The following is an 18581-nucleotide window of genomic DNA, read 5'->3' on the forward strand; positions in this document are numbered from 1 at the left end:
CAGCGGGCGGCGCCTCGAAACTAGCACCGCTAATTAAAACTCCGTGGCCGACGGTACAGCGCAGTGTCCCGCACAGCCAGACCGCCGCTCACGCCGAGACACGGGACTGCGCGACCTCGCCGGCCGTCCCGACCTCCCGGGGCGCCGGAAGCTCCACCGCCGCCGTGGACTCACCGCACTGCATCGTGCGCGGCAGCCGCAGTGCCATCACCGCGCCCAGCAGCAACAACCCCGCACTCACCAGCAAGGTCACGTGCAGCCCGTGCACGAAGGAGTCCCGGGCGGCCCGGCGCAGGGCCTCGCCCGGGGATCCGCCCAGGCGTCCGGCGACGTCGTAGGCCTCGCCCAGGGAGTGCCCCGCCGACCTCGACGCCGACTCCGGGACCCCGGGTACGCCCGAGAGACCGGGCGCGTAGGCCGCGTTCATGACGCTGCCCAGCAGGGCGATGCCGATGCCCGCGCCCAGCTGGTAGGAGGTCTCGCCGATCGCGGCGGCCCCGCCCGCCTGCTCCGGCGGTGCCTCGCTGAGCATCGACTCGTACGCCCCGAAGAGCGTCGTCTCCAGACCGAACCCGAGCAGGACGAACCCGGCCAGCAGCAGCCCCGTGTTGTCCGCCTCGTCCATCGCGGTGAGCAGCAGCACGGCCACGGCGGTGAGGCAGAACCCGACGCTGACCATCCGGCGCGGCCCGAACCTCCGCAGCAGGCGCGCCCCGGCCAGCCCCGCGGCCATCGCCGCGATGGTCAGCGGCAGCAGCCGCAGCCCGGTCTGCAGCGGGGAGAGGTCCAGGACCAGCTGGAGGTACTGCGCCGCGATCAGTTCGAGGCCGACCAGCGCGAGCATCGCCAGCACGATGCAGCAGACCGAGGTGCTGAACGCCGGGCGGGCGAACATCCCGAGGTCCACCAGGGGATGGGTGAGCCGGCGCTGCCGTCGTACGAAGAGGACGAGCAGCACCGCGCCGACGATCAGCGGCACCGCGGTGAAGGCGTCGAACTCGGCGCCGCCGAGCCGCTTCACTCCGAGGACGAGGGCGAACAGTCCGGCGGCGGCCATCAGTGCGCCGGCGACGTCCCAGGGCCCGTTCGCGCCGCCCTTCGACTCGGGCAGCAGCAGGCGGCCCACCGGCAGACTGACCAGCATCAGCGGGATGTTGATGAGGAAGACCGAGCCCCACCAGAAGTGCTCCAGGAGGAAGCCGCCGAGCAGCGGCCCGACCGCCGCGCCGACCGCGGCGACCGCGCTCCAGATGCCGATCGCGAGCGCCCGCTCCCGCCGGTCAGGGAAGACCTGGCGGAGGATCGACAGGGTCGCGGGCATGATCATCGCGCCGCCGACGCCGAGCAGCGCCCGCGCGAGGATCAGCATCACGGCGCTGTCCGCGAAGGCGGCGAGACCGGAGGCGACGCCGAAGAGGCCGTAGCCGAGGAGAAGGACCCGTCTGCGGCCGACGCGGTCGCCGAGCGTGCCGAAGAGGATCAGCAGCGAGGCGCAGACGAGGGGGTAGACGTCGACGATCCAGAGCAGCTCTATCGCGCCGGGCTTGAGGTCCTCGGTGACGGCGGGGACCGCCACGTGCAGCACGGTCGCGTCGAGGGCGACCAGGAGCAGGCTGACACAGAGGACGACGAGGACGACCCAGCGGTTGGCGCCGGCCCCGGCCGCCCGACGGCGCAGCGCTGCGGCGGCCGTGGTCGTCCCGGACATGCACGTACCTCCCAGATGTTCCCTCGCGTTCGGCGGGTGCACGGGGTGGGGACTCCCCGTGGTCTCGGCCGGAGAGGAGCGGGGTCTCCGGCCCGCGCAGCGAACGGCGGGTGACACGTCAGCGTACGCGAGTTCGTACGGTGGCCCAGTGGCGGACCTCTCACACTCCGGACTCAACACGTGTGGCGTACACCACTCCCCGCACGCCTCTGCGTGACCCTGCGGACACGCCGGTCCGGCGCGCGGTCGATAATCGGGCCCGTGACCGATCTTGGAACGCGCACCGAACCGGCCCTGCGCCGAGCCGCCCCGGCGCTGCTCGGCTACGCGGCCGTACGGGCCCTGGGCCTGATCGCCCTGGCCGTGTGGAGCGCGGCCCGCGACAAGAGCGCGTACACACTGCTGACGGCCCGCTGGGACGCGCTCTGGTACACGCGGGTCGCCGAACTCGGTTACGGCTACGAGGTGCGGCTGCCCAACGGGGACGTGCACTCGAACCTGGCGTTCTTCCCGCTGCTGCCCTGGCTGGAACGGCTGTTGGCCGCGCTGACCCCGCTGTCGTACGCCGACGCCGGGTTCGCCGTCTCCCTGCTCGCCTCGCTCGCCGCGGCCTGGGGTGTCTTCGCGGTGACGGACCATGTGTACGGCCGCAGGGCCGGCGTCTGCGCGGTCCTCCTGTGGGCCGTCCTGCCGGTCGGGATCGTCCAGTCGATGGCGTACAGCGAGTCGCTGTTCACCGCGCTGGCGGCCTGGTCGCTGTACGCGGTCCTGACCGGCCGCTGGGTGACGGCGGGTGCCCTGGCCTCCCTGGCCGGTCTGACCCGGCCGGTGGGGATCGCGGTGGTCGCGGCGGTGTGGGCGGCGAGGATCGCAGCGTTCGTGCGGAACCGGGTGGACGCCGTCGAGGACACCTCCGCCCTCTCCTTGCGCCGCGCTCTCGGCCTGGCGCTGGCCCCCGTCGGCACCGCCGCCTACGTCCTGTGGGTCGGGCACCGCACCGGCGCAGGGCCGCTCGGCTACCTCGACGTCCAGGCGGGCTGGCGCAACGGGTTCGACGGCGGGTACGCCTTCGCGCGTTTCGTCGCCGACAAGTTCACGTCGTTTCCGTCGGCCCTGGCCGGGGCGGGACTGATCGTCGGGGTCGGGCTGGTGGTGTGGCTGTACGTGGTCTGCGTGCGGCAGGGCCAGCCGCTGCCGCTCCTGGTGTACGCGGGGGTCGTCACGGCGCTCGCCCTGTGCGCGTCGAGCTACTTCGGCTCGAAACCGCGCCTGCTGATGCCCGCCTTCCCCCTGTTGCTCCCCCTCGCCCTGGCGCTGTCCCGCTTGCGTACGCCCAGGTCAGCCGCGGTCGTGGCGGCGATCGCCGGCGCGTCCGCCCTGTACGGCGCGTTCTGGCTGAACGGCTCCGGTCCGCCCTGACCGGCCGCGGGACATCGATGAGCGCCGGGAGAATTCCGCCCCATGATTCGGTGAACGAATTCATAAGGGCCATAAAACCGAACCCGGAATGATCAAAGGAATTGAAGGACGCAGCCGCCCACCTTTGCGGAATCACTGGAAATAAACGCCCGCCTGAGAGGAATCCCACATCACATCGTCATCACAAAGCCGTTGATTCGACAGGGAACTGCACTCACTCGCTGTAACGTCGATTGAGTGCGTACCGAACGAGACCCCACCCGTCTGGACCGGGTGTTCGCCAGGCTGGACCGTGAGCGGGAGCGGCCGGCTCACCTCAGCGTGCCCAGGCCGAGCCGGCACCGGACCGTCCTGGCGCTTGCCGGCCTGGCCTTCTACCTGACCATCGTGTGGCTGGTGGTGACCACCTCGTGGCTGGTCCGCCTCGACTGGCAGGTCATGTTCTTCCGGCCCTACCAGCAGTGGGCCTCGATCCACTGGTTCGTCGACTACTACGTGGTGCTGGGCCAGCGCGGCCCCACCGCGGTGATGGTCGCGGCCTGGCTGGGCTGGCGTTCCTGGCGGCAGCACACCCTGCGCCCCCTGCTGACCCTGGGCGCGTCCCTGCTGCTGCTGAACATCACGGTCGGCGCCGCCAAGTACGGCATGGGAAGGCTCGGACCGCACTACGCGACCGTCATCGGCTCGAACGAGATGGGTCTGGGCGGCGATATATTTCCCAGCGGCCACACCGCCAACGCCGTGGTGACCTGGGGAATCCTGGCGTATCTGGCCTCGACCCCGGCGGCCCGCCGCTGGCTTTCCGCGATCTCCGCGGTGACCTCGCTGGGCGTGGGCATGGCCACCGTCTACCTCGGTACGCACTGGCTGAGCGATGTCGTGCTGGGCTGGGTGGCGGGTCTGCTGATCCTGCTCGCACTGCCCTGGTTCGAGCCGTTGATCGCCCGCACCGAGGCCTACGCCTTCGATCTGCGCGACCGCTGGCGGGCCCGCGGCGGCGTGAAGGCCCCGGCTCCGGTCACCCCCGTCGCGGCGCCCGCGCCCGCCCGGCTCAAGCCCCTCACGGCCCCGCAGAACGAGACGGCGGCCCGCGAGGCCACCACTCCGGCGCATGTCACCAGGTCACCGGCGTATCTGGCGCAGGGCCCGCACACCAGCCGCTCGGAGCGCACCCCGGTCACCCCGGTCGGCAGCCGCCGCCCGCCACAGGCGGACCGCGTCGTGCGCGGTACGCCCTCCCCGGCCACCCGGCCGGTGACAGGCGGCTGAACCGCTTCGGACCAGCGGGGCCGGTACGCACCACCACCCCGCGCGAAGGCCCCGGCTCCCTCACAGGGAACCGGGGCCTTCGTCGTCGTACAGCGGCTCTCAGCCCTTCCAGGCCCGGGCGACGCGGCCGTCCTTCACCTCGAAGTTCAGCCTGCCCGCGCGGTACTCCATCGTGATGATCGCGCCCGGCGGCAACGACCGGACGGTCGACCAGCCCCGCTCACGGGCGAGCCGCTCGGCGGAGGCGGAGTCGAGACCGACGTACGTGTCCGGGCTGTCGGCGGGTTCGGCGGACGGTGCGGGAATGGGTGCCATGGCGCCACGCTAGGCCCTGCCCGGCGACGGGGGAAGTACGGGTCCCGCACCCCTCCTGTCACGCTTCTGTCACAGGATCACGCCACCGGTTTCCCTAGCGCTGTGTCACACGGACGGGCGTTTCCCCGGCTCTTCCGCGGGTATTCGAACGCAATTCCCGCGTGTCGTACGACTTCCCGGAATGACCTGTGAGAGTGCTTGTCGGAGAACTGCTCCGTGCCCTTTGCCCACAGATTCCGGACAGTGCCACGGAAGCTGACACCGCATAAGAAATACACGGTTCCGGCACAGAACCCCCTTACGCCCCCTGTCGCCGCGCACGACGGCGCGAGCATCATGGCGTGAGCCGAGCGAAGGGGCGGGCGATGGGGACGCAGACCGTGCAGGCGACGGCACGACCGGTGCGGACCAAGCGGCACGGGCGGCTGGTGGTGGACTGGCTGACCACCACCGACCACAAGAAGATCGGTCACCTGTATCTGATCACGTCGTTCGTGTTCTTCCTGGTCGGCGGTGTCATGGCGCTGCTGATGCGCGCGGAACTCGCCCGGCCGGGGATGCAGATCCTGGACAACCAGCAGTTCAACCAGCTGTTCACGATGCACGGGACGATCATGCTGCTGCTGTTCGCGACCCCGAGCTTCGCGGGCTTCGCCAACGAGCTGATGCCGCTGCAGATCGGGGCCCCCGACGTGGCGTTCCCCCGGCTCAACATGCTGTCGTACTGGTTCTTCCTGTTCGGCGGTCTGACCGTGCTCGGTTCGCTGATCGTGCCGACCGGTCCCGCCGCCTTCGGCTGGTTCGCCTACGCGCCGCTCAACAGCTCCGCGCACTCCCCCGGCGTCGGACCCGACCTGTGGATCATGGGCCTCGCGCTGGCCGGCTTCGGCACGATCCTCGGCGCGGTCAACTTCATCACCACGATCATCGGGATGCGCGCGCCCGGCATGACGATGTTCCGGATGCCGATCTTCACCTGGAACACCCTGTTCACGTCGATCCTGATCCTGCTGGCGTTCCCGGTGCTGGCGGCCGCGCTGCTGGTCCTGGAGGCGGACCGGCGCTTCGGCTCACAGGTGTTCGAGGCGGGCAACGGCGGGGCGCTGCTGTGGCAGCACCTGTTCTGGTTCTTCGGGCATCCCGAGGTGTACATCATCGCGCTGCCGTTCTTCGGCATCATCACGGAGATCATCCCGGTCTTCAGCCGCAAGCCGGTCTTCGGCTATCTGACGCTGGTCGGCGCGACGATGTCGATCACCGGTCTGTCGATCGTGGTGTGGGCGCACCACATGTTCGTCACCGGCGCGGTGCTGCTGCCGTTCTTCTCGTTCATGAGCTTCCTGATCGCCGTGCCCACGGGGGTGAAGTTCTTCACCTGGACCGGCACGATGCTCAGGGGTTCGCTGTCCTTCGAGACGCCGATGCTCTGGTCGACCGGCTTCCTGGTGACGTTCCTGTTCGGCGGCCTGACCGGGGTGATCCTGGCGTCGCCGCCCCTGGACTTCCACGTCTCGGACACCTACTTCGTGGTGGCGCACTTCCACTACGTCGTCTTCGGCACGGTCGTCTTCGCGATCTTCGCCGGCTTCTACTTCTGGTGGCCCAAGTTCACCGGGAAGATGCTCGACGAACGGCTCGGCAAGATCCACTTCTGGACGCTGTTCGTCGGCTTCCACACCACGTTCCTGGTGCAGCACTGGCTGGGCGCGGAAGGCATGCCCCGCCGGTACGCCGACTACCTCGCCGCCGACGGCTTCACCGCCCTGAACACCGTCTCGACGATCGGCGCGTTCCTGCTCGGCGCCTCGACGCTGCCGTTCCTCTACAACATCTGGAAGACCGCGAAGTACGGCGTGCCGGTGGAGACCGACGACCCCTGGGGATTCGGCCGCTCCCTGGAGTGGGCGACCTCCTGCCCGCCGCCGCGGCACAACTTCACGACGCTGCCGCGGATCCGTTCGGAGTCCCCGGCGTTCGACCTGCACCATCCGCAGTACGCGGCCCTGGCGCCGCAGCCCGAGCCAAAGAGCGAGCAAGCCGGTCGTGAGCCGTCCTGATCGCCTCGGTCAGCCCGTCCGGCTCCAGCACCTCGAAGTCGAAGCCCGTCAGCATCACATGGATCACCATCACGTCGAGGCTCGCGGCGCCCGTGCGCAGGATGCAGCTGTCGGGGCCCTCCGCCTCCAGCACCCCGGCACTCGGCGAGACGCGCTCGGCGGCCTGTTCCTTGGACACCAGCAGCCGTACGACCGCGTGCGAGGCGTACGCGCGCGTGGAGACGCCTCGCGAGACGTACGCGGCGAGATCCTCGGCGGGCGGGGGACGCGGCGTGAAACGGGGCCCGTGCGGTGGTCTGGGCGTGATCCGGTCGGCGCGGAAGGTCCGCCAGTCCTCGCGGTCCAGGTCCCAGGCGACCAGGTACCAGCGCCGCTCGCTGCACACCAGCCGGTGCGGTTCGACGGTACGGCGGCTGGGGGTGCCCCCGTGGTCGCTGTACTCGAAGCGCAGACGCTCGGCGTCCCGGCAGAGGTTGGCGAGCTCGGTGAGGACGCCCGGGTCGACGGCGGAGGGCCTCGGGTCGCGCAGCATCGGCACGGTGAAGGCGTTCAGGGCGCCCACCCGGCGCCGCAGCCGGCTCGGCAGGACCTGCTCCAGCTTGGCGAGGGCCCGTACGGACGTCTCGCCGATGCCCTCGATGCCCTGTCCCGCGGCCGTGCGCAGGCCGACGGCGACCGCGACGGCCTCGTCGTCGTCCAGGAGCAGCGGGGGCAGCTCGGCGCCCGCGCCCAGCTGGTAGCCGCCACCGGTGCCGGGGCTGGCGTTGACGGGGTAGCCCAGCTCGCGCAGCCGGTCCACATCGCGGCGGACGGTGCGCGGGGTGACGCCGAGGCGCTCGGCCAGGTCGGCGCCGGACCAGTCGCGGTGGGCCTGCAGAAGTGACAGCAGGCGCAGGAGTCGTGCCGAGGTCTCCAACATGATGCCGAGTCTGTCAGTCATCGCGGACAGTAGCTGTCCGCAAGTCTTCCTACCTTGAGCTCATGGCAGACAACGGCGCGACCACACAGACCCGTGAAACCCGTGAGATCCCTGAGATCCGTCCCTTCCGGATCGACATCCCCCAGGCGCAGCTCGACGATCTGCACACCCGTCTGGACCTCACCCGCTGGCCGGACGAACTCCCGGACACCGGCTGGGAGTACGGCGCCTCCCTGCCGTATCTCCGCGATCTCGCCGCCTACTGGCGGGGCGCCTACGACTGGCGCAAGCACGAGGCCGCCCTCAACGAACTCCCGCAGTACGTCACCGAGATCGACGGAGCCCAGGTGCACTTCCTGCACCTGCGTTCGCCCCGCCCGGACGCGCTCCCGCTGATCCTGACGCACGGCTGGCCGGGGTCGGTCGTCGAGTTCCTCGGCGTGACCGGCTCGCTGAGCGAGGACTTCCATCTGGTGATCCCCTCCATCCCCGGCTTCGGGTTCTCCGGCCCGACGCGTGACAAGGGCTGGAACGTCAACCGGGTCGCCCGCGCGTGGGCGGAGCTGATGCGCAGGCTCGGCTACGAGCGCTACGGCGCCCAGGGAGGCGACATGGGCGCGCTGATCTCCCCCGCACTCGCCCGGATAGCGCCGGAGTCCGTCGTCGGCGTCCATGTGAACGCCGCCTCGGTCGGCTTCATCCCGCTCGGCCCGGTGTCCGAGGAGCAGCGGCAGGGGCTCACCGAGCGGGAGTCGAGGAGCCTGGCCGGCATCGCCGCGTTCACCACGGACGGCTTCGGCTACAACGTGCTGCAGTCCACCCGTCCGCAGACCCTGTCCTATGCCCTCACCGACTCCCCCGTCGGTCAACTCGCATGGATCATGGAGAAGTTCCAGGCGTGGACGCACTCCTCGGCCGCGCTCCCGGAGGACGCGATCGACCGGGACACCCTGCTCACCAACGTGATGCTGTACTGGCTGACCGGCACGGCCGGATCCGCGGCCCGCATGTACTACGAGAACAGTCATGTGCCGGACTGGTTCCCGACGGCGACGTCGGGGGTGCCGACCGCGGTCGCCAACTTCGGCGAGGACGTGGCGATCCGCCGCTGGGCGGAGCAGGCCAACACCATCACCCGGTGGACGGAGTTCGACCGCGGCGGCCACTTCGCCGCCCTGGAGGTTCCCGAGCTGCTGGCCGGTGACGTCAGGGAGTTCTTCGGCTCGCTGCCTCACGCGCGCGCGTGACTCACTGCCGGTACGGCAGCTGCGGGACGTCGAAGCAGGTGCTGTCCATGTCGCCCTGGGAGACCCAGCCCCGGCCGTCCTCCCAGCGGGCCACCGACAGACAGGTCCTGCGGGACGTCGGCGGATCGGCCAGGCGCTCGAAGGTGACGGGGACGAGGAGACCGTCCGCTGTGTAGCCCTGGCTGCGGTTCACGAAGGCGTCGACGCACGCGCGCGTGACGCCCCGTGCAGCACAGGACTTCGCCGCGTCCGTGAACCACATCGCGGCCGCCCAGCCCTCCAGCTGCCACTGGGAGTGCGTCTCCAGGCCCTTCGTGGCGTCCCTGAACTCCCTTACGGCCGCGTTGCCGGTGTCCTCGTGGTTGCGGCTGGATCCGGTCGCCCACAGGGCGTTGCGGCAGCGCGGGGCGTCCTTGTAGTCGTCCGGGACGGTCGACGTCCAGTTCTGCACGTTGGTGACCTTGGCGGTGACCTCGACGCCGGCCCGGTCCATCGCCTCGCACAACTGCGCGTTGCCGTGACTGTCGACGGCGTCGAAGACCAGGTCGACGCCCTGTTGCCCGAGGTCGGCCGCCACGGCACGGAAGTTGGGCAGCGCGAAGTCGACCTGCTCGGTGACGACCTCGTAGCCCTCGGCCTTCAGTCCCTGCTCGACGAGCCGGGCGTAGGCGGCGGACGCGGCCTGGTTGTAGGACACGACGGCCGCCGTACGGGCCCCGTGTTCGCGCTTGAAGTAGCGGTAGACCTCGGTGCCGCCGTACTGCTTCCCGCCCCAGCCGGTGGTGCCGTCGCGGGGCGCGAGACTGCCGTAGATCCCGTAGAGGTGCGGCCAGGTGTCGTAGGCGGGCCCGATGGGCTGGCCGCCGATGTCGGGCACGCGCGCGTGGGAGACACGGGAGGCGCCCGCGTAGTCGAGGGCGGTGGTCGCGACCAGGGCGACCACCTTGTCCTCGTCGATCAACTGGTGCACACAGGTGTTGTTGCCGACCCCGCTGCCGCCGTCGTCGCACTCGCGCACCTCGACCCTGCGGCCGGCGACGCCCCCGCGCGCGTTGAGGCGCTCGAAGTACGCCTTGGCACCGTCGCGCGGGCCGGTGAAGGCGTCGCCGCCGACCGGGCTGGTGGCGCTGGTGATGACGCCGACCCTGATCGGGGCGCCGTCCTGGCGGGGCGTCGCCCGCTCCCGGTGCTCGAAGTCGCTCTCCGGCAGCCTGCTGCCGCATGCCGTGCCCATCACGAGCAGCAGGACGGCGACGGCGGCCTCAGCAGCCCGGAAGGGCCGACGCCGTGGCATTGCCGCTCAACTGGACCAGCGCGCACAGGGTGTTGACCGACACCTTCCAGGTGCCGTCCTGTTCGACGGTCGTTCCGGATGCGTCCGGCAGGGCGGTGGCCCCGTTCAGGAGCAGCGTGTACGTGACGGTCGCCGCGGCCGGCTTCGTGAACTCGATCTTGGTGACCCGGGCCGCCACCTGACCGCCGCGCTGGTCACCGCTGAAGGCCTTCAGCACCGGACCCATCCGGTCGCCGTTCTCCAGGACGGCCTGCTTCTCCTTCGTCGAGGTCTTCGGGTCGAAGAACTTCTGCCAGTTCTCCTTGATCTCCTTCTCGGCCGCCGCACGGTCGGCGGGCCCGCTAGCGGAGGGACTGGGCGCCTGCGTCGTCCGTTCCACCGTGGGCGTCGGGGGCGGACTGTCGCTGCCGCCGCCGCTGTCGTCGCTGCACGCCGTGAGGGCCACGGCGAGGGCGAACCCCACCGCCATCAGCCCCCGGCTGCCGTTCGCCCGCTTGCGGTCGCTCCCGAGAACCATCTGGCTCACCACCGGGTGTCGGTCCGGACCGAGTGCGCCCGGAGCTATCAGGGTCGGCTTCCAGAAGGCATAGTGCAAAAGATTGGCTGACATGGACAGGCACGCGACATGTGGGAGCCACAGATGCGGACAGCCCGACTGCGGACCGTGCACCCCGTCCTGTGGGCCGGCTGGGCCGCCCTCGCCACCGGCGCGGTGTTGTGCGTCCTCGGCTGGTACGGCGTCTCGGGCGAGCGCTACGCCGAGCGGCAGCTGCCCTACCTGGCCTCCTGCACGGTGCCCGGTGCCGCGCTGATCGTCGCCGGGGCGGTGCTCCTCGCCCACGGCCGCAGCGTGCTCGCCACCGCGCGCGTGGAGGAGCTGTACGGCCTCCTGGTCGCCGCGGATCCCGCGGACGCCGAGGAGCCGGGTACCGCGGTCATCGCGCCCCTGGCGGTCAGCGGGGACCTGCTGATGGTGCCCGGCGGCACCCTCTGGCACCGCGCGGACTGCCCGCTGGTGGCCGGGAAGGTGGAGTCGGTCCCGGTGGACGCCAAGCTCCTGGCGAGCGGCGAACTGGGCCCCTGCCCGATCTGCGAACCCGTCGAAGAAACCGACTGATGTCCTCGCTGACCTACGACCTCACCCTCGCCGGGCTGTCGGTCGGCAGCGCGGCCGCGCTCACCGGAACCGGCCTGATCGTGACGTACCGCGCGACCGGGGTGCTGAACTTCGCGCACGGGGCGATCGCCATGGTGTGCGCGTACGTTCTGCGGCAGTGCGTGGTCGGGTGGGGCTGGCCGCTGTGGGCCGGGGCGGTGGTGACCCTGCTCGTCCTGGCCCCGGCACTCGGCGTGGTGCTGGAGCGTTTCGTCTTCCGGCCCCTGTCCGTCCTCGGCGGCGATCCGGCACAGACCCTGGTGGCCTCCATCGGCGTCTTCGTGCTGCTCGTGGGCGGGGCCGCGCTGCTGTGGGGCCAGGGCGCCCGGGACGACATTCCGGAGCTGGTGTCGGCCGACCCGTGGGGACAGCTGACGGTCGCACTGGTCCTGGCCGCCGGTGTGGGCGCGGTGATCCGCTGGACGCGCTTCGGACGGGAGCTGCGGGCCGTCGTGGACGACCGGCAACTGGCCGTGCTCGGCGGGATCGACGCGGACCGGGTGGCGGCGGCCGGCTGGGCCTTCGGGTCGTTCACGGCGGGCCTGACCGGCGTCCTGCTGGCCCCGTACGTCCGCCTGGACCCGTACGGGCTGCCCCTGCTCGTCATGGAGGTGGTCGCGGTCGCGGTCGCCGCGCGGATGCGGAGCCTGCCGGTGGCCGTGGTGGTCGCGCTGGGCGTCGGGGTGGCCCAGAGCCAGCTGACGAGACTGCACCCGTCCGGCTGGGCCGAACCGCTGCTCCAGGCGGTCGGCGCGAACCTCTTCGTGGTCGCCCTGCTGATCGCGGCCCTGGCACTCCCCCGCATCGGCACCCAGGACGCGCTCCCCCGCACGGCCACCGCGCGCGTGCCGACGCCTCAGGGCGCGTGGATCGTCGCGGTGATCCTTTTCCTGCTCCCCCTGGGCTTCGCGGGCACGGACCTGCACACGTCGGTCCAGGTCCCGGCACTGGGCGTCGTACTGCTCTCCCTGGTCGTGGTGACGGGCAGGGGCGGCCAGATCTCCCTGGGCCAGGCGGCGTACGCGGGCCTGGGCGCCCTCTTCACCGCCCTGCTCGCGGCGGGCCGCTTCCCCGGCCTGCCCCGCCTACCGGAACTGGCCGCGCTGGCGGTGGCGGTGCTCCTGGTGGCCCCCCTCGGCCTCCTGACCGGCTGGCCGGCGATCACCCGCCAGGGCCTGGCCCTCGCCCTCGCGACCTTCGCGGTCGGCGTCGGCGTGAGCCGGTTCGTCTTCGCCCAGCCGTACGCCACGTCGGGCCTGTCCCTGGACCGCCCGGGCGGCTTCGAGGGCGACCGCGCGTACTACGTCCTGGAGTTGGCCCTGCTGACCCTCGCCCTCCTGACGACCCGTGCACTGCGCCGGGGCCGCACGGGCAGAGCGCTGGCCGCCCTGCGCGACCACGAGTCCGGCGCCGCCGCGGCAGGCGTCCAGGTCCGCTCCCTGAAACTCCTCGCCTTCGTGGCGGGCGCCGCCCTGGCCGCCCTGGGCGGCGGCATGCTCGGCATGGGCCTCCACGCCTTCGACCCCAACGCCTACGACCCCGTCCGCGGCCTCCTCTGGTTCGCGGCGGTGGTGGTCCTGGGCGCCGACAGCACCCTGGGCGCCCTCGCCGCGGCGGCTCTGCTCGTCGGCCTGGACGCGGGTGCGCGCGGCGGGGTGGCGGCGGCACTGATCGGCGTACTGGCGGTGCTGGTGGGTCGCTTCCCCGGGGGGCCGTACGAGGCGGTGCGCGGGCTGCGGCTTCGACGGCACCCGACGTTGACGGCGGCAGGCCTCCGAGCCCGCAACCGCCTGCACCCGACCCCTCGGACCACCGCTCCCCCAATCACAGCCAACCCCGACCCACCACACCAGACAAACACCGACGACACCGCAACCGACCCACCGCACCAGGCGAACACCGGCGACACCGAACCCGACCCACCGCACCGGCCAAGCACCGGCGGCACCGGAACCAACCGGCCGCACGGGGCAGACACCAGCGACATCAACCCAGCCACACCCCGCCGACCCGACCCCGCCACCCCCGAACCCGCCACCCCCGAACCCGGCACGCCCCGCCACGGCCCTCCCCCCGCACCGCGACCCGCCGACGGCGCTTCGCCCCCGCCGGGGCCACCCGCACCCGACCACGGGACCCGCACGGGTGGTGCGGGTGGGAACACGAACCCGGCCGAAGGCCGGGCAGTCCTCACCGCCCACAACCTCCAGGCCCGCTACGACGGCTTCACCGCCCTCGACGGAGTCGACCTCACCGTCCCGCCCGGAAGAATCACCGCGGTCATCGGCCCCAACGGAGCCGGCAAATCCACCCTCTTCCACTGCCTGGCAGGAACAATCCGACCCTCCCGAGGCCAAGTCCGGTACGGAGGCCGGAACATCACCCGTCTGTCCCCCCACGCCCGCACCCGCCTCGGCATCGCCCGCACCTTCCAGCAACTCGCCGTCTTCCCGACCCTGACCGTCGCCGAGAACATCCAAGTGGGCGCGGAACAGGGCCACATCACCGACCCGACCGCGACGGACCGCGCACTGCGCCTGTTCGCCCTCGACGGCCCCCTGCGCGACGCCCCCGCCGCCGGCCTCCCCACCGGCACCCTCCGCCGGGTCGAACTGGCGAGAGCCCTCGCCGGCACACCGGGCGTCCTGCTCCTCGACGAACCCGCCGCCGGCCTGGACACCGCCGAGGTGACCGCGCTGGCCCGTGTCCTGAAGGCCCTGGCGGCCGACGGCACCGCGATCCTCGTGGTCGAGCACGACCTGGACCTGGTGGCCGACCTCGCGGACGTCGTGCACGTCATGACCGCGGGCCGCATCATCGCCTCCGGCCCCCCGGCCCACGTGCTCGACTCGTTCGACGCCGCCCGGGAGACCGCCGTATGACAGCCGCCCCTGCCCTCTCCCTCCGCCAAGCGCGCGTGCGCTACGGCCCCCTGGAAGCCCTGCACGGCATCACCCTCACCGCCCCGGGCCCCGGCCTCACCGTCCTGCTGGGCCGCAACGGCTCAGGCCGTACGACGACGCTGCGCGCCCTGGCCGGGACCGTCCCGCTGTCCGGCGGCACGGTGCTGTGGGACGGCGTGGACGTGACGCGGGCACCGGCGTACGAGCGGGCCCGTCGCGGTCTGTTCCTGGTCCCCGAGCGCCGGGCGGTGTTCGGTTCCCTCACGGTGCGAGAGAACCTCGAACTCGCCGCCCCCGCCCACGACCTGGCCCTGGAGGCCTACCCGCACCTGGCCCCGCTGCTCCCCCGCCGGGCGGGCACCCTCTCCGGCGGCGAGCAGCGCATGCTCGCGATCTCCCGTGCCCTGCTGTCCGGTGCGCGCGTGGTCCTCGTGGACGAACCCGCGCAGGGCATGTCCCCCGAGGTCGCGGCCCGCACCTACGCACTCCTCGCCGCTCTGGACGCGTGCGTGGTCGTGGCCGAACAGCGGCTGCCGCCCGCGCTGCACGGCGTGAGGGCGATCGTGTACGAACTGCGGCGCGGCACGGTCGTGTTCGGCGGAGAGGCGGGAGAACTGCGCCCGGGGGCGTGACGGCTCCGACCGCCTGCGACAGGTTCTGTCGGCGGCGCAGACCGGCTGCCAGGCGGTCCCGTGCCGGGCGGCCATCCTGCTGTCACCCCGCGCTGTCACCCCGCGCTGTCAATGGTTCGATTCCGTTCGCCGTGGAGCGTGACCCCCGCCGCAGATCACCCGTTGTCTTCTTCATGAGCCCGGGACCCGCCCGGTTCACGGACCGGGAGCCACCCGGCCCCGCCACGCACCACATCCCGAGGGAGTCACCCGTGCCGCGCATGCTCGACGTCAGCGACGAGGTACGCGCCGAGATCGGCGACGAAGAAGCCGACCGGCTGCTCGCCGGAGAGAACGCCCCCGGCAGTTACGACTGCACGTCCTGCCGCACCCAGGGCGACTCCGAACAGGAGCGCACCAGCACCGTCCTGTTCATCGGCGACGAGACCGCCGTACTCGCCTTCGCCCACGCCTCCTGCCTGCCCTCACAGGTCGTCCAGGTCACCGAGGAGCAGCTCCAGGGGGCGGTGAAGTCCATCACCGGTGACACCGTCGACCTGGACCCGGACCGGGCCGTACCCGAGCAGGCGGTGCTCGGGGTGACCAGCGGACTCGTCCTGATCGCCGGGGAGTTGCACCCGGCGCTGGTCGTGGAGCCGACCGGCCCGATCGTGCGGCCCGGGGAGACGGGGCTCGGTGACGACTTCCTGCCGCTGCTGATCGAGCAGGGGTTCATGCCGCTGACGGCGATCGAGTCGGTTCCGTCGGTGCTGCACGGATGGTCCGTGCTGCTCGCGGTGGGTCAACTGCACGCGGTGCTCCAGCCGTCGGCGAACGGCGGTCAGCCGGTGGCCTGGTGGCAGGCGCACCAGCCGCTCCAGGTCACCGACAGCTGGCGGGCCGCCGCCAACAAGCACCAGCAGGTGCTGATGTTCGCGGCGCCGGTGGGCTCGATCGGCCGCCAGCCCCGCGAGGACCTGCTGCGGGGCGCGCTCGACAAGGCGGCGGCGAACGGCAAGCTGGTCGCGGCGGCCATGCCCCTCGCGGGCACCTGAGCGGCCGGGCAGAACCGGCACCCGGCGTGCGTCAGCACAGGGCATCCGGCGCGAAAGCCCCATGTCGGCCGCATCCCTTGGTACGTGCTGTCGTTTGGACATACGTGCACCCATACGACGCTCCGCGCCGGTTTCCCGGCGGACCATCGGCCACGCCGATCTACGACGCGCTCTACTCCGAGTACGTCAAGACCTTCCGTTCCCTGCCGGGTGACCGCAGTGGCGAGGAGGAGCTGGGCTTCACCGCGTTCGGGAACATTCCGCACGCCTCGGGCTCGTTCAGCAGCGCCTACAGCGCCTACAGCGCGGGGGCGTTCAGCGCCCGGCAGCAGTCGCAGTGGCAGCGGGTGGGACACATCGGGCAGCAGCACACCGGGATGCACCACGTCCCGGCGGCGCTGCCGCCCGGCCCTCGCCGAGGGCTCTGAGACATGAGGAAGGGCGGCCCCGGTCGGGGCCGCCCTTCCTCATGTCTGCGTCACTTCTTCTTGTTGGTGCCGCGCTTCTCGCGCACCCGCACCGAGATGTGGATCGGGGTGCCCTCGAAGCTGAACTCCTCGCGCAGCCGGCGCTCGATGAAGCGCCGGTAGCCCGCCTCGATGAAGCCGGAGGCGAAGAGCACGAACCGCGGCGGCTTGGTGCCGGCCTGGGTGCCGAAGAGGATGCGCGGCTGCTTTCCGCCCCGGACCGGGTGCGGGTGGGCGGCGACCAGCTCGCCGAGGAAGGCGTTGAGGCGGCCCGTCGGGACGCGGGTCTCCCAGCCGGCGAGCGCGGTCTCGATCGCGGGAACCAGCTTCTCCATGTGGCGCCCGGTGCGCGCCGAGACGTTGACGCGGGGCGCCCACGCCACCTGGGCGAGCTCGGTCTCGATCTCCCGCTCCAGGTAGTAGCGGCGCTCCTCGTCGAGGGTGTCCCACTTGTTGTAGGCGAGGACGATCGCGCGGCCCGCGTCGACGGCCATGGTGACGATCCGCTGGTCCTGGACCGAGATGGACTCGGAGCCGTCGATCAGGATGACCGCGACCTCGGCCTTCTCGACGGCGGCTGCGGTGCGCAGCGAGGCGTAGTAGTCGGCGCCCTGCTGGAGGTGGACCCGCTTGCGGATACCGGCCGTGTCGACGAACTTCCAGACGACGCCGCCGAGTTCGATCAGCTCGTCGACCGGGTCACGGGTGGTGCCGGCCACCTCGTTGACCACGACCCGCTCCTCACCGGCCACCTTGTTCAGCAGCGAGGACTTGCCGACGTTCGGGCGGCCGATCAGGGCGATGCGGCGGGGCCCGCCGACCGCGGTGCCGAAGGTCTGTTCGGGCGCCTCCGGCAGTGCCTCCAGGACGGCGTCCAGCATGTCGCCGGTGCCGCGGCCGTGCAGCGCGGAGACGGGGTGCGGCTCGCCGAGGCCCAGGGACCACAGGTACGCCGCGTCGGACTCGCCGCTCAGGCCGTCGACCTTGTTGGCGGCCAGCACGACCGGCTTGCCGGACTTGCGCAGCAGCCGTACGACCGCCTCATCGGTGTCGGTGGCACCGACCTTGGCGTCGACGACGAACACGACGGCGTCGGCGGCCTCGATCGCGTACTCGGCCTGCGCGGCCACGGAGGCGTCGATGCCGAGGACGTCCTGCTCCCAGCCACCGGTGTCGACGACCTTGAAACGCCGCCCCGCCCACTCGGCCTCATAGGTGACGCGGTCGCGGGTGACGCCGGGCTTGTCCTCGACGACGGCCTCGCGGCGCCCGATGATGCGGTTCACCAGAGTCGACTTGCCGACATTGGGCCTGCCGACGACGGCCAGCACGGGCAGCGGCCCGTGACCGGCGGCCTCGATGGCCCCCTCGACATCCTCGACGTCGAAGCCCTCTACCGCGGCGAGCTCCATGAACTCCGCGTACTCGGCGTCGCCAAGCGCTCCGTGGTCGTGCTCTTCGGAAGAGCCCTCGGAGTGGATGTGGTCGTTCATGAAGTCCGTACCTCGTTCATCGTGGTCATCGGTGGACCGGCCGGCTCTTTCGCCGGTCGATCCACTACTCAGTGTCGCCTAGCGCCCGGTGAGGCGCCTGGCGTTGTGCAGGTGGGTGCTGAGCTGCTTCTGGATGCGCTCGGTCGCCTCGTCGAGTGCCTTGCGTGTGCGCCGCCCGCTGCCGTCTCCCGCTTCGAAGGGGTCGCCGAAGACGACGTCGACGCGGCTGCGCAGCGGGGGCAGCCCCTTCATCAACCGCCCCGGCTTCTCGGAGCTTCCCAGCACGGCGACCGGGACGACCGGCGCGCCGCTCCGGACGGCGAAGTAGGCGAGCCCGGAGCGCAGGGAGGCGAAGTCGCCCTCGCCCCGGCTGCCCTCAGGGAAGATACCGAGCACGCCGCCGCTCGCCAGGACGTCGAGCGCCCGTGTGATCGCCCCGCGGTCGGCCACCGAGCGGTCCACCTTGAGCTGTCCGATGGCCGTCAGGAAGGGATCCAGTGGGCCGACGAACGCTTCCTTCTTGATCAGGAAGTGCGTCGGCCTGGGTGCCACGCCCATGACCATCGGGCCGTCGATGTTGTGCGAGTGGTTGACCGCGAAGATCACCGGGCCGGCCGCGGGGACCTTCCAGGCGCCCAGGACACGCGGCTTCCACAGCCCGTACATCA

At 71.5% G+C, this 18581-nt stretch carries 15 protein-coding genes and 1 pseudogene; 9 read left to right on the forward strand and 7 right to left on the reverse strand.

Annotated elements, in window-relative coordinates; translation table 11 throughout:
- Positions 1-88 precede the first annotated feature (88 nt).
- Positions 89-1708: an MFS transporter gene (locus tag ACZ48Z_RS02585; protein ID WP_468733936.1), complete on the reverse strand. Its 1620-nt coding sequence runs from the start codon at positions 1706-1708 to the stop codon at positions 89-91.
- A 261-nt stretch (positions 1709-1969) separates the two neighbouring features.
- Here ACZ48Z_RS02585 and ACZ48Z_RS02590 point away from each other — a divergent pair, with 261 nt between their 5' ends.
- Entirely contained in the window at positions 1970-3127 is a 1158-nt protein-coding gene (locus ACZ48Z_RS02590; protein ID WP_468733937.1) for a mannosyltransferase family protein, read from the forward strand.
- Positions 3128-3364: 237 nt separating this feature from the next.
- Positions 3365-4396 (forward strand): phosphatase PAP2 family protein, encoded by a 1032-nt coding sequence (locus ACZ48Z_RS02595; RefSeq protein WP_468733938.1) that lies wholly within the window; start codon positions 3365-3367, stop codon positions 4394-4396.
- Positions 4397-4495: 99 nt separating this feature from the next.
- On the opposite strand, the gene ACZ48Z_RS02600 is transcribed toward ACZ48Z_RS02595, so the two are convergent.
- Complete coding sequence (locus tag ACZ48Z_RS02600) at positions 4496-4711, reverse strand: I78 family peptidase inhibitor (protein WP_468733939.1); 216 nt, start codon at positions 4709-4711, stop codon at positions 4496-4498.
- Between the two features lie 365 nt (positions 4712-5076).
- Here ACZ48Z_RS02600 and ctaD point away from each other — a divergent pair.
- Positions 5077-6648: pseudogene (gene ctaD / locus ACZ48Z_RS02605) on the forward strand (aa3-type cytochrome oxidase subunit I); the annotation flags it as partial.
- On the opposite strand, the gene ACZ48Z_RS02610 reads toward ctaD, so the two are convergent.
- Positions 6647-7687, reverse strand: a complete 1041-nt coding sequence (locus ACZ48Z_RS02610; RefSeq protein ID WP_468733999.1) for a helix-turn-helix transcriptional regulator — start codon at positions 7685-7687, stop codon at positions 6647-6649. The pseudogene ctaD and the gene ACZ48Z_RS02610 overlap by 2 nt on opposite strands.
- 62 nt (positions 7688-7749) lie before the next feature.
- Here ACZ48Z_RS02610 and ACZ48Z_RS02615 point away from each other — a divergent pair, with 62 nt between their 5' ends.
- Entirely contained in the window at positions 7750-8934 is a 1185-nt protein-coding gene (locus tag ACZ48Z_RS02615; RefSeq protein ID WP_468733940.1) for an epoxide hydrolase family protein, read from the forward strand.
- Between the two features lies 1 nt (position 8935).
- Here ACZ48Z_RS02615 and ACZ48Z_RS02620 read toward each other — a convergent pair whose 3' ends face one another.
- Together ACZ48Z_RS02620 and ACZ48Z_RS02625 are read right to left on the reverse strand one after the other, a co-directional pair.
- Positions 8936-10228, reverse strand: a complete 1293-nt coding sequence (locus ACZ48Z_RS02620) for an ABC transporter substrate-binding protein (protein ID WP_468733941.1) — start codon at positions 10226-10228, stop codon at positions 8936-8938.
- Complete coding sequence (locus ACZ48Z_RS02625) at positions 10197-10745, reverse strand: MTB12 C-terminal domain-containing protein (protein WP_468733942.1); 549 nt, start codon at positions 10743-10745, stop codon at positions 10197-10199. The genes ACZ48Z_RS02620 and ACZ48Z_RS02625 overlap by 32 nt, the downstream gene beginning before the upstream one ends.
- A gap of 123 nt (positions 10746-10868) precedes the next feature.
- On the opposite strand from ACZ48Z_RS02625, the gene ACZ48Z_RS02630 reads away from it, so the two are divergent.
- From ACZ48Z_RS02630 to ACZ48Z_RS02650, 5 genes are all read left to right on the forward strand, one after another.
- A complete protein-coding gene (locus ACZ48Z_RS02630; protein WP_468733943.1) occupies positions 10869-11345 on the forward strand; it encodes a hypothetical protein in 477 nt (158 codons plus the stop codon).
- Positions 11345-14266: an ABC transporter permease subunit gene (locus ACZ48Z_RS02635; RefSeq protein WP_468733944.1), complete on the forward strand. Its 2922-nt coding sequence runs from the start codon at positions 11345-11347 to the stop codon at positions 14264-14266. The genes ACZ48Z_RS02630 and ACZ48Z_RS02635 overlap by 1 nt, the downstream gene beginning before the upstream one ends.
- A complete protein-coding gene (locus ACZ48Z_RS02640) occupies positions 14263-14919 on the forward strand; it encodes an ABC transporter ATP-binding protein (RefSeq protein WP_468733945.1) in 657 nt (218 codons plus the stop codon). Before ACZ48Z_RS02635 ends, ACZ48Z_RS02640 begins: the two co-directional genes overlap by 4 nt.
- 251 nt (positions 14920-15170) lie before the next feature.
- Positions 15171-15953 carry a hypothetical protein gene (locus tag ACZ48Z_RS02645; RefSeq protein ID WP_468733946.1) on the forward strand — a complete coding sequence of 261 codons (783 nt, stop codon included), beginning with the start codon at positions 15171-15173 and terminating at the stop codon, positions 15951-15953.
- A gap of 104 nt (positions 15954-16057) precedes the next feature.
- Entirely contained in the window at positions 16058-16381 is a 324-nt protein-coding gene (locus ACZ48Z_RS02650) for a hypothetical protein (RefSeq protein WP_468733947.1), read from the forward strand.
- Positions 16382-16431: 50 nt separating this feature from the next.
- On the opposite strand, the gene der is transcribed toward ACZ48Z_RS02650, so the two are convergent.
- Together der and ACZ48Z_RS02660 are read right to left on the reverse strand one after the other, a co-directional pair.
- On the reverse strand, positions 16432-17913 hold the full coding sequence (gene der / locus ACZ48Z_RS02655) for a ribosome biogenesis GTPase Der (protein WP_468733948.1): 1482 nt from the start codon (positions 17911-17913) through the stop codon (positions 16432-16434).
- Positions 17914-17991: 78 nt separating this feature from the next.
- Positions 17992-18579 (reverse strand): lysophospholipid acyltransferase family protein, encoded by a 588-nt coding sequence (locus ACZ48Z_RS02660; protein WP_468734000.1) that lies wholly within the window; start codon positions 18577-18579, stop codon positions 17992-17994.
- Positions 18580-18581 lie beyond the last annotated feature (2 nt).

The organism is Streptomyces sp. NPDC031225 (assembly GCF_055570355.1).